This window comes from Halosimplex halophilum (assembly GCF_004698125.1).
Taxonomy (GTDB): Archaea; Halobacteriota; Halobacteria; order Halobacteriales; family Haloarculaceae; genus Halosimplex; species Halosimplex halophilum.
Genome location: NZ_ML214297.1, coordinates 382071 through 393390 on the forward strand (window position 1 = coordinate 382071; position 11320 = coordinate 393390).

Here is an 11320-nt window from a genome sequence, read left to right on the forward strand (position 1 = left end):
CGCGGCCGTTTCGGTTCGCGCTCGCCTACCGCGGTTCGTCGGAGCGGATCGCCTCGCTCCGGCCGATCAGTTCGCCGTCGACGCCGATCGCGCCGCGCCCGTCGACGGTCACGGTGTGGTCGGGCACCTCGAAGGTCAGTTCCCAGTCGTCGTGGTCCATCGCCGCCAGCGACCGGACCGCGTCGGTCGAGACGTGCTCGTGCAGCGAGTAGTCCAGTTCGTGCGGATTGACGCCCTCGACGGCGGCGATCGCCCGGACGATGTTCAGGGCGATGTCGTCGGTCGCAGTCACGACTCACACCCCCGCTGTGGCTCCCCCAGCCGCTGGCACGACTCGGTGAGGTGCTGAGGGATCTCGTCGGCGTGGGCGTGCAACGCCTCGAAGACGGCGGCGACCTCCTCGAAGGCCGGTCCCCGGCGCACCCGCAGCGGCTCCCGGTCCCACTCGACGAAGCCGTCCTCGGCCAGCGCCGGCAGGTGCGAGTGGACCAGGTCGGTGTACAGCTCCTCGGGGTCCCGGAGCAGGTACGGCGGGTTGGCCGCCTCGGGGAGCGACAGCTCCCGGTCGGGCGGGGCCTCCATCAGCGCGACCACCATCTGCCTGCGGGGCTCGGCCGTGAGCGACCCGAACACCCTGTTCCACCGCTCGATCATCTCCGCGGCGCCGTCGTTTCGGTCGGCGGACATGTCGTGTTGTTTGGTACCATGGGGCATACAACTTTCGTCCGCCGGCCGCGATCGCTCGTCGCACGTCCGGGACACGCTTTTGGCTAGCCCGGCCGAAGCCGTCCGCATGACGGACGGTCCCCGCCGAACACGGCGAGCGGTCCTCCGACTGAGCGCGCTCGCGGCCGCCGGGGTCGCGGGCTGTGCGACCTTCGAGCCCGGGAGCGAGACCGCGACACCGGGGTCCGCCACCGAGGCGGCCACCGACTCGACCGGCCCGACCGGAACGCCCGAACTCGACCTCCGGGAGGCCAACGTCACCGCCGTCGCGGTCGAGTCGGCGGGTGACGGTATCTATCGGTTCTCGGTGACGCTGTACCACGACGACGACGGCGAGGACGGCTACGCGGACTGGTGGCAGGTCGAGACGCTCGACGGCGAGCGACTCGGCCGGCGGGAACTCTTCCACCCCCACTCCACCGCGCCGTTCACGCGCTCCGAGACCGTCGAAATTCCGGCGGGGTCCACCTGTGTCGCCGTCCGTGGTCACGACCGGACCCACGGCTACGGCGGGCAGGCGATGCTGGTGACCGTCGGGAGCGGTGCGACCCGCGCGGTCGACCAGGGGTCCGAGAAGGCGTCGCTCGCCGGTCAGGAGTGTCCCTGACGGGAGCGAGGGGAACGTCACGAGGAGGCGCTTGCAGTCGCCTGCCGTAGACGGGCGGTTTATGCCGCTCGGTTCCCGAGTCCCGGGTATGACCGACCTCGATTCCGTCGACCGGGCGATCCTCAACGCCTACCAGGGCGGGTTCCCGGTCGTGGCGGACCCCTACGAGCCGGCGGCCGAGGCGCTCCGGGAGCGCGGAGTGGACGTGAGCGCCGAGGAGCTACACGAGCGCCTCGCGGCGATGGACGAGGAGGGGGTCCTCACCCGTTTCGGCGCACTGATCAACGCGGAGGCCATCGGCGGGACGGCGACGCTCGTCGCGATGCACGCTCCCGAGGAGCGCTTCGACGAGGTGGCCGAACAGGTCAACGCCCACGCCGAGGTGGCACACAACTACGAGCGCGAGCACCCCCACCTGAACATGTGGTTCGTCGTCAGCGTCGCCGACGAGGACCGCGTCGACGAGGTGCTCGCGGAGATCGAGGCCGAGACCGGCCAGGAGACCTACAACCTCCCGAAACAGCGGGAGTTCCACGTCGGCGCGAAGTTCCCCGTCGAGGGGCCGCTCGAAGACCTCGACGACGGGATCGACCGCTCCGATCTGGGCCCCGAGGTGGAGCCCGAGGACCGCGACAGCCTGACCCCGCGCGAGCGCGACCTCGTCGTCGAGATCCAGGGCGGACTCCCCACCACGCGGACGCCCTACGAGGACGTGGCCGACGCGCTCGGCGAGGACGTCGAGTGGGTGCTGGAGACGATCAAGCGCTTCGATCGGGAGGGGAAAGTCCGCCGCGTGGGCGTCATCCCGAACCACTACTCGCTGGGTTACTCCGAGAACGGGATGACCGTCTGGGACGTGCCCGACGACGTGGTCGAGGAGGTCGGCGAAGCGGTCGCCGCCTTCGACTTCGTGACCCACTGCTACCGGCGGCCCCGCCACGAGGGCGTCTGGCCGTACAACTTCTTCGCGATGACCCACGGCCGCAGCGAGGAAGAGAGCGAGCAACGGGTCGAGCAGGTCCGCGAGGCGATGGCCGAGCACTGGGACGTGACCGACGAGGACTGGGACACCCTGTTCTCGACGGGTATACTGAAGAAGACCGGCATCCGCATCGAGGAGCGCGCGGACGCCAACACCGCCTGAGCGGCGCCGACGGAGACGAGACACCGAATTTCAACCGTGATCCCACTGCTCCACGACTTCGACGGCGAGACGGTGCTGGTGTTCGGCGGCGGCCGCGTCGGCGCGCGGAAGGCCCGGCGGTTCGCCCGCGAGGCCCGCGTACTCGTCGTCAGTCCCGAGTTCGCCGACGCCGACTTCGGGGGCGCCGAGCGCGTCCGCGCCGCGCCCGACCCGGACGAGGTCGACGACTGGTTCGACCGCGCCGACCCCGCGCTCGTCGTCGCGGCGACCGACGACGGGGGGCTCAACGAGCGGATCGAGGCGGTCGCCCGCGACCGGGGCGTGCTCGTCAACCGGACGGACCAGCACGGCGGGCGCGACCCCGGTAGCGTGGTCGTGCCGGCGACCGTCAGGGACGATCCGGTCGTCGCAGCGGTGGCGACCGGCGGCGCGAGCCCGGCGCTGAGCCGCCTGTTGCGCCAGCGGATCGAGATGGAGATCGCGGACGCCGGGGCGATGGCCGAACTGACGGGGGACATCCGCGCGGAGTTACAGGGGGAGGGCGTCCCGCCGGCGGAGCGGCGGGCGGCCGTGCGTGCGGTTGTCAGGTCGGACGCGGTTTGGAAGGCTTTAGATAGTGGGAAACCAAAGGCTCGACAAGTGGCAGCGGACGTGATCTCGGACGTGACAGGTGAGACATCGTGACGGTCGGCACGGGCGTCATCTCGGGTGCGAGCGTCGCGATCGACCGCGCGACGGTCGACGAGCTCGAAGCGGCGACCGTCGAGAGCCAGCGCGCGGGCGTCGAGCGCCTGCTGTCGGTCCCCGCCGTCGAGGAGGCGTTCGTCCTCCAGACGTGCAACCGCGTCGAGGCCTACGTCGTCACCGGCGACGGGCCCGACGGCCGCGCGGCGCTGGCCGCCTTCTTCGAGGACGTGCCCGATGACGTGCTGGTCGAACTCGGCCACGAGGAGAGCCTGCGTCACCTCATGCGGGTGGCGGCGGGGCTCGAATCGCTGGTCGTCGGCGAGGACCAGATCCTCGGCCAGGTCGGCGACGCCTACGAGGACGCCCGCGCGGCCGGCGGCGTCGGCCGCCTGCTCGAGGAGGGCGTCACCAAGGCGATCCACGTCGGCGAGCGCGCCCGCACCGAGACGGCCATCAACGAGGGGTCGGTCTCGCTGGCGAGCGCGGCGGTCTCGCTCGCCGACGAGGAGGTCGGCCTCGACGGGACGGCGGCGCTGGTCGTCGGCGCCGGCGAGATGGGGCGGCTCGCCGCCCAGTCGCTCGCCCCGCGGGTCGACCGCCTCCACGTCGCCAACCGCACCGCCGAGCGGGCCGAACACCTCGCGGAGACCGTCGACGCCGACGCGACCGTCGTCGACCTGGCGGACCTCGACGAGGCCGTCGAGCGCGCGTCGGTGGTCGTCACCGCGACCGGCTCGACCGACTACGTCTTCGAGAGGTCGACCGTCGCCGGCGCGGGCGAGACGTTCGTCGTCGACATCGCTCAGCCCCGCGACGTGCAGCCGACCGTCACGGAGCTCCCGGACGTGACCGTCCGCGACCTGGACGCCCTGCAGACGGTCACCGACGAGAACCGCGCCCAGCGCGCGGAGGCCGCAACCGTCGTCGAGGAGATGATCGACGTGGAGTTCGAGCACCTTCTCGCCCAGTACAAGCGCAAGCGGGCCGACCGGGTCATCTCGGCGATGTACGAGAGCGCCGAGCGCGTCAAGGCCCAGGAGCTGGAGACCGCGCTCGAGAAGGCCGACTTCGACGCCGACCAGCGCGAGGTCGTCGAGGCGATGGCCGACGCCGTCGTCAACCAGCTGCTCGCCGCGCCGACCAAGAGCCTCCGCGACGCCGCCGAGGAGGACGACTGGTCGACCATCAACACCGCACTCCAGCTGTTCGACCCCGAGTTCGGCGAGGACGAGGAGAGCGGCGAGGAGATCCCCGAACACCTCCGCGACCAGATGCCCGACGCCGTCTTCGACCAGCTGAGCGACGATTAGCAGCGATTCGGTTTTGAACTGGGCCCGTCCGTGATTAACCGCCTCGACCTTCAGCGACTGCTATCGTGACTGCGACCGCGAACAGCGTGAAAGCCCCGACCGGTTCGACTCGAGGGGCTCGCTGCGCTCCTCGGTCGTTTCACTCCCTGCGGTGCTTGCGTCGCCCGTCTGCGTCGAACCGGTCGCCCCTTTCATTCCCACCCGCATAGACTGACCAACCAGCCGACGCGGGGTGGGAATGAAAGGGGCCGCTCGCTCCGGGAACCCCGCCGCAGTAAGCACTGGAGCGAACGCAGTGACCGAAGCGCGCAGCAAGGCGCGGGACCGGAGCGAGCGGGGGCTTTCACGCTGTCCGCGGTTCCAGTTCGAGAGGTCGATGCTACGGCGGTTCCGTCGAACGAGGTACTTGCACGAACACCTCGGCCGAACTTTCATGCGGGTACCGGCCCACCGCCCTCACATGGCAGACCTGCTATCCGACGAGGAGATCGAGGAGCGACTACCCGACGAGTGGGAGCGCGACGGCGACGAGATCGTCCGGACCTACGAGTTCGACGCCTACCTCGACGGGGTCGGCTTCGCCGCGGGCGCGGGCGGCGTCGCTCAGGACGCCTTCCACCACCCCGAGATCACAATCAGTTGGCGCGAGGTGGAGGTCCGGCTGACGAGCCACGAGGAGGGCGGGATCACCGACAAGGACATCGAACTCGCGGAACGGTTCGACGACCTGCGCTGAGATGAGCCGTGGGGACCGGGAGGAGGGAGACGGGCCGGCCGCGGCCTACGTCTTCCGGGTGACCGTGCGGCTCGACCCCGAGGTCGAGGGGGTCTGGACCGAGCCGGACGCCTTCGAGACGACGGTGTTCAGGGAGGCCGACCCGCCGGGGGAGCCGGGGTGGCTGTACTTCCGGGACAACCTCTGGCGCGGGGAGTGCGGCGACGCGGCGCACATGCGCGCGGTCGCCGAGGACGCGCTCGGTATGTCGGTCGACAGCATCGACTTCCGGGAGTTGCGGACGACGCAGGCGTACCTGGACGACCTGCGGGCGGCGGTCGCCGACGACCTCGGGGCGTTCAACGCCGACACGGTCGACGAGGCGCTGACGAAGTACCTCGGGAGTTCGATCCACGTCACCGACGAGGTCTGAGCGGCGGGAGCGCCCTCCCGCTCGCCGACAAACTCGCCCGTTCGAGTCGGTGGCCCGGCGTTCACACGAGTCCGAGCGCGCGGCCGGCGAGTACCGCCAGCGTCCCGACGGCGTTGATCGACGCGAGGACGCCGGGGAGCGCGACGGCCACGACCGCCCCGCGCCGGGAGAGCTCGCGGCCGTACTGGGCGGCGAGCACCCACAGGTACACCATCCAGAGGGTGAAGACGGGTCTGACCGCGCTGGCGGCGACGTAGGCCGGATTGTCCACGACTTCGGCCCGGACCCACTCGCGCAGAGCGGCCTCGGTGGCGAACTCGGGGGCCCCGAGGAAGACGGCGGCCATCACGACGGCCCGGAGCGCGGTCGGGACGAGCGTCGGGACCAGCGTCCACCCGACGAACGCGAGCAGGCGGCGGAACGAGCCCGCGCCGTCGAAGTACAGGGAGACGAGGTAGGCGACGGCGGCGACGGCGAGCCACAGGGCGAAGTAGAGCCCGCCCGTGGCCCAGACCGCGAGGACGATATCCCGTGGCGCCGAGACGCGCTGGCTGCCCGCCGCGTAGACGACCCGCGCCGCGTCCGCGGCGGTCACCACGTCGCCGACCGCCTGCAGGACGACGACCGTCCCCGCGAGCGCCAGGAGCGCGTGGGCGACGACCACCGCGGCCGGCCCGGCCAGCGAGTAGTCGTCCTGTCGCGCCGCGAAGAAAGCGCCCGGGTCGGTCACCAGCGTCCGCAGACTCATCGTCCCTGGTCTCGCCCGTCCGGGGCTTAAATCTGCCCGGTCCGCGTCGCTGTGGTCCCGTGACCGCTACTGCGCGGCGGCGGCCCGCCAGAAGGTACTTAGGCGCCACCGCCCTACCTGTGGGATCCCGATGGCCCGCGACGCGTACGATTTCTGGCTGTTCGACCTCGACGGCACCGTCGTCGACGTCGACCCGGACTACCCCCGGACGATCGTCTCCGAGATCGGGGACCGACTGGGCCACACCTTCACGGACCGCGAGGCCGAGCTGCTGTGGTACGGCGTCGGCGGCGCCCGCGGGGAGGTGTTCGCCGACCGCGCGCTCTCCCCGGACGAGTTCTGGGAGACCTTCCACGAGGTCGAGGACCCGCGCGCCCGCGCCGAGTCGTCGTTCGTCTACGAGGACGCCGCCGAGTTCGTCGCCGGACTCGACCGGCCCACCGGGATCGTTACCCACTGCCAGTCGTATCTCACCGAGCCGCTGCTGGAGTACCACGACATCGCCGACTGGTTCGACACCGTCGTCTGCTGCGACGACGAGGTCGGCTGGAAGCCCGACCCGACGCCGGTCGAACTCGCCATGAACCGCCTCGGCGTCGGTTACAACGGCCACGAGGGCGCCCTCGTCGGCGACGACCCCGACGACACCGGCGCGGCCTGGAACGCCGGCCTCGACGCCGTCCACGTCGACCGCGTCGACCCCGTCGAGCGCGGCCAGTGCGTCCTCGGCGACCGCCGGATCGACGGCCTCGACGAACTCTGAACGGTCGCTTTTCTACCGCCAGAGCAGCCACTCCGGCGCGCTGGAGCGCGCGTTCATGCGCGCGACCGTGGCCGCGCGAGGTCTTCGCGAGCCTGCGATCGAAGGCTCGTCAGCGCTTGCGCTCCCGGCGGACTGACGGGCGAGGCGGCTCGCCCAGAGGGCTCTCAACGCCTGCTGATCCCTGCGATCGAGTCGAATGCGGTCGAGACGAGCGGAGTCGAGTCGAGCGCTTCGAGTCGGTCCCGGTCCTGCCCACAGTTTCAGACCGCCCGGTCAGGAACAGTCGAGACGCAACCGAGACCGACCCGTCGATCCCGGAGACCGCGACTATTTTAGTCGGGCCCCGCCAACGCCGAGTAACATGGAGCAAACGGAGTTCGGGGACTTCGGGGCCGGCGAGGAGCGGCCCGCCGACGAGGCCGAGGCCGTCGCCGGCGACGAGGGCGGCGGCGGCGCCGCGACGGTGGTCGACGCCGACTCGGTCCGGTTCCCCGACGCGCAGGGCACGGTCACGCTGACGGTCACGCAGGTCGACTACACCGTCGAGTACAGCGGCGACGACGAGTTCCCCGTCGTCCACGTCTTCGGCCGGCGCGAGACCGAGGCGGCGGACGAAGAGCCGGAACTCGAACACGTCGAGGTCTACGACTTCGAGCCGTACTTCTACGCGCCTATCGAGAACGTCGACGACGAGCGCATCGCGCAGTACGACGGCCTCGTCGACTACCGCGAGACCGACGCCGAGGGCGAACCCTTCGAGTCGATCCGGGGCGAGCGCCTCGCGAAGATCATCGGCCGGACGCCCCGCGACGTGGGCCAGGTCCGCGACGACTTCGAGCACTACGAGGCCGACATCCTGTTCCCCAACCGCCTGCTCATCGACAAGGACATCGAGAGCGGCGTCCGCGTGCCCGAACGGCGCGACGAGGACGGGGTCATCCGCATCCCCCACCAGGAGATCGAGGCCGTCGACGACAACGCCACGCCGCGGGTCAACACCTTCGACATCGAGGTCGACGACCGCAACGGGTTCCCCGAGGACGGCGACGAGACCATCGTCTGTCTCACCTCCCACGACTCCTACGACGACGAGTACATCAACTGGCTCTACCAGTCGCCCGCAGGGGTCGACGGCCCCGCCGCGCTGGCGGAGTACGACCCCATCGAGGACGACATCGACGCCGACGTGCGCGTGTTCGACTCCGAGCCGGAGATGCTCGACGCGTTCATCGAGTACATCGAGGAGACCGACCCCGACCTCCTCACCGGCTGGAACTTCGCCGACTTCGACGCGCCGTACTTCCTCGACCGCGTCGAGGAACTCGCCGGCCCGGACCACGACTACGACCTCGACATCGACCGCCTCTCCCGGGTCGACGAGGTGTGGCGCTCGGACTGGAACGGCCCGGACATCAAGGGCCGCGTGGTCTTCGACCTCCTCCGGGCGTACAAGAGCACGCAGTTCACCGAACTGGAGTCCTACCGGCTCGACGCCGTCGGCGAGATGGAACTCGACGCCGGCAAGGAGCGGTACACCGGCGACATCGGCGACCTGTGGGAGGACGACCCCGAGCGCCTGCTGGAGTACAACCTCCGTGACGTGGAGCTGTGCGTCGAGCTCGACCGCAAGCAGGACATCATCGCCTTCTGGGACGAGGCGCGCAAGCTCGTGGGCTGCAAGATCGAGGACGCCCCCACCGCCGGCGACGCCGTCGACATGTACGTCCTCCACAAGGCCTACGGCGAGTTCGCGCTCCCCTCGAAAGGGCAACAGGAGGCCACCGACGAGTTCGAGGGCGGCGCCGTCTTCGACCCGATCACCGGCGTCCGCGAGAACGTCTCGGTGCTGGACCTGAAGTCGCTGTACCCGATGTCGATGACGACCATCAACGCCTCGCCCGAGACGAAGGTCGACCCCGAGACCTACGACGGCGAGACCTACCGCACGCCCACGGGCGTCCACTTCCGGAAGGAACCGGACGGTATCATCCGGGAGATGGTCGACGAACTCCTCGAAGAGCGCGAGGAGAAGAAGTCTCTCCGAAACGACAACGAGCCCGGGTCCGAGGCGTACGAGCGGTTCGACCGCCAGCAGGCGGCCGTGAAGGTGATCATGAACTCCCTGTACGGCGTCTTCGGCTGGGACCGCTTCCGCCTCTACGACCGTGAAATGAGCGCCGGCGTCACCTCGACCAACCGCGAGGTCATCAGTTTCACGGCGGAGGCGTCGAGCGAACTGGGGTACGAGGTGACCTACGGGGACACCGACTCCGTCATGCTCGAACTGGGCGACCTCGACACCGAGGGCGCCATCGAGAAGTCCTTCGAGATCGAGGAGCACATCAACGACCGCTACGACGAGTTCGCCCGCGAGGAGCTCAACGCCGACTCGCACCGTTTCCAGATCGAGTTCGAGAAGCTCTACCGGCGGTTCTTCCAGGCGGGCAAGAAGAAGCGCTACGCCGGCCACATCGTCTGGAAGGAGGGCAAGGAGGTCGACGACATCGACATCACGGGCTTCGAGTATCAGCGGTCGGACATCGCGCCGATCACGAAGGAGGTCCAGTTGCAGGTCATCGAGATGATCGTCCACGGCGAGGACATCGAGGACGTGAAAGACTACGTCCACGATGTCATCGAGGACTTCCAGAACGGGGAGGTCAGCCTCGACGACGTGGGTATTCCCGGCGGTATCGGGAAGAAACTCGACAACTACGACACCGACACCGCGCAGGTCCGCGGGGCGAAGTACGCCAACCTCCTGCTGGACACCAACTTCGCCAGCGGGTCGAAACCCAAGCGGGTCTACCTGGAGAAGGTCCACCCCGAGTTCTTCCGCGAGGTCGAAGAGAAACTGGACCTGGACCCCGCCGAAGACCCGCTGTACGGCGAGTTCAAGCGCGATCCCGACGTGATCTGCTTCGAGTACGCCGACCAGGTGCCCGACGCCTTCGAGGTCGACTGGGACAAGATGCTCGACAAGACGCTCAAGGGCCCCATCGCGCGCATCCTCGAAGCGCTCGACGTGTCCTGGGAGGAGGTCAAGAGCGGCCAGGAACAGACCGGGCTGGAGAGCTTCATGTAGGGGTGGTTCCAGTCGGATCCGGCCCCCGGCCCGGTCGACGCCGGTTGTCAATCCCACAAATTGACTTTCCGATTCGAAAAAGACGCTCGTGGAAACTCGAAACTATTATCAGCGTCAGTACCGTGTTTTAGGACGACCGAAACACATGGCTGTACTCGAAATAGACAACCTGCAGGCGAAAGTCGCAGAGGACGGCGGCGAGCAGATCCTCCGGGGCGTGGATCTGGAAGTCGAGTCGGGCGAGATCCACGCGCTGATGGGTCCCAACGGCTCGGGCAAGTCCACACTGGCGAAGATCATCGCGGGTCACCCGGCCTACGAGGTCACGGGCGGCGAGGTCCTGCTGCACATCGAGGAGGACGAGTTCGAGGACATCGAGGTCCCCGAGGACATGCGGACGTGGGACCTCCTCGACCTGGAGCCCAACGAGCGCGCGGCGCTGGGCATCTTCCTGGCCTTCCAGTACCCCGCCGAGATCGAGGGCGTGACGATGGTGAACTTCCTCCGGACGGCGCTGAACGCCAAGCTCGAGGAGCGCGAGGAGCTCTTCGAGGACGAAGAGGAGGAGGAAGCCGAGGCCGACGACGGCGGTGACACCAAGGAAGACGCCGCGGGCTACGACACCTCCCCGATGGAGGGGCCCGCCGACGAGGGCGAGGTCGGCGTCGCCGAGTTCCAGGAGATCCTCCAGGAGAAGATGGAGCAACTGGACATGGACGAGAAGTTCGCGAACCGCTATCTCAACGCGGGCTTCTCCGGCGGCGAGAAGAAGCAAAACGAGGTCCTCCAGGCCGCGATCCTCGAGCCGTCGATCGCCGTGCTCGACGAGATCGACTCCGGGCTGGACATCGACCGCCTGCAGGACGTCTCGACGGGCATCAACGCCCTGCGCGACGAGCAGGGCGCGGGCATCCTGCAGATCACCCACTACCAGCGCATCCTCGACTACGTCGAGCCGGACCACGTCCACGTGATGCTCGACGGCGAGATCGCGAAGTCGGGCGGCGCGGAGTTGGCCGAGACCCTCGAAGACGAGGGGTACGACTGGGTCCGCGAGGAAGTCTACGAGGCGGCGTGACCGTGCACAACGTCTTCCGTCTGC

General features: G+C 69.1%; 12 protein-coding genes. 9 read left to right on the forward strand and 3 right to left on the reverse strand.

Annotated features, from left to right (window positions below):
• Positions 1-25 precede the first annotated feature (25 nt).
• Complete coding sequence (locus tag E3328_RS02010; protein WP_209452121.1) at positions 26-292, reverse strand: HalOD1 output domain-containing protein; 267 nt, start codon at positions 290-292, stop codon at positions 26-28.
• On the reverse strand, positions 289-687 hold the full coding sequence (locus E3328_RS02015; protein ID WP_209452122.1) for a hypothetical protein: 399 nt from the start codon (positions 685-687) through the stop codon (positions 289-291). Before E3328_RS02015 ends, E3328_RS02010 begins: the two co-directional genes overlap by 4 nt.
• Positions 688-793: 106 nt before the next feature.
• Here E3328_RS02015 and E3328_RS02020 point away from each other — a divergent pair, with 106 nt between their 5' ends.
• From E3328_RS02020 to lwrS, 6 genes are all read left to right on the forward strand, one after another.
• Complete coding sequence (locus E3328_RS02020; protein ID WP_135362956.1) at positions 794-1333, forward strand: hypothetical protein; 540 nt, start codon at positions 794-796, stop codon at positions 1331-1333.
• An 88-nt stretch (positions 1334-1421) separates the two neighbouring features.
• A complete protein-coding gene (gene ahbB, locus E3328_RS02025) occupies positions 1422-2477 on the forward strand; it encodes a siroheme decarboxylase subunit beta (protein ID WP_135362957.1) in 1056 nt (351 codons plus the stop codon).
• Positions 2478-2513: 36 nt separating this feature from the next.
• Positions 2514-3161 (forward strand): precorrin-2 dehydrogenase/sirohydrochlorin ferrochelatase family protein, encoded by a 648-nt coding sequence (locus E3328_RS02030; RefSeq protein WP_135362958.1) that lies wholly within the window; start codon positions 2514-2516, stop codon positions 3159-3161.
• Complete coding sequence (gene hemA / locus E3328_RS02035; RefSeq protein WP_135362959.1) at positions 3158-4474, forward strand: glutamyl-tRNA reductase; 1317 nt, start codon at positions 3158-3160, stop codon at positions 4472-4474. Before E3328_RS02030 ends, hemA begins: the two co-directional genes overlap by 4 nt.
• Before the next feature lie 460 nt (positions 4475-4934).
• Positions 4935-5210: a 4a-hydroxytetrahydrobiopterin dehydratase gene (locus tag E3328_RS02040; RefSeq protein WP_135362960.1), complete on the forward strand. Its 276-nt coding sequence runs from the start codon at positions 4935-4937 to the stop codon at positions 5208-5210.
• 1 nt (position 5211) lies between these two features.
• Positions 5212-5622 carry an LWR-salt protein gene (gene lwrS, locus E3328_RS02045; RefSeq protein ID WP_135362961.1) on the forward strand — a complete coding sequence of 137 codons (411 nt, stop codon included), beginning with the start codon at positions 5212-5214 and terminating at the stop codon, positions 5620-5622.
• A 61-nt stretch (positions 5623-5683) separates the two neighbouring features.
• Here the strand turns inward: lwrS and E3328_RS02050 are convergent, their stop codons facing one another.
• Positions 5684-6370: a YIP1 family protein gene (locus tag E3328_RS02050; RefSeq protein WP_135362962.1), complete on the reverse strand. Its 687-nt coding sequence runs from the start codon at positions 6368-6370 to the stop codon at positions 5684-5686.
• 130 nt (positions 6371-6500) lie between these two features.
• On the opposite strand from E3328_RS02050, the gene E3328_RS02055 reads away from it, so the two are divergent.
• From E3328_RS02055 to E3328_RS02065, 3 genes are all read left to right on the forward strand, one after another.
• Positions 6501-7133 (forward strand): HAD family hydrolase, encoded by a 633-nt coding sequence (locus E3328_RS02055; RefSeq protein ID WP_135362963.1) that lies wholly within the window; start codon positions 6501-6503, stop codon positions 7131-7133.
• 361 nt (positions 7134-7494) lie between these two features.
• Complete coding sequence (locus E3328_RS02060) at positions 7495-10218, forward strand: DNA-directed DNA polymerase (RefSeq protein ID WP_135362964.1); 2724 nt, start codon at positions 7495-7497, stop codon at positions 10216-10218.
• Between the two features lie 145 nt (positions 10219-10363).
• The gene (locus E3328_RS02065; RefSeq protein ID WP_135362965.1) at positions 10364-11296 is read left to right on the forward strand and encodes an ABC transporter ATP-binding protein; all 933 of its coding nucleotides are present in this window, start codon (positions 10364-10366) and stop codon (positions 11294-11296) included.
• Positions 11297-11320: the final 24 nt, after the last annotated feature.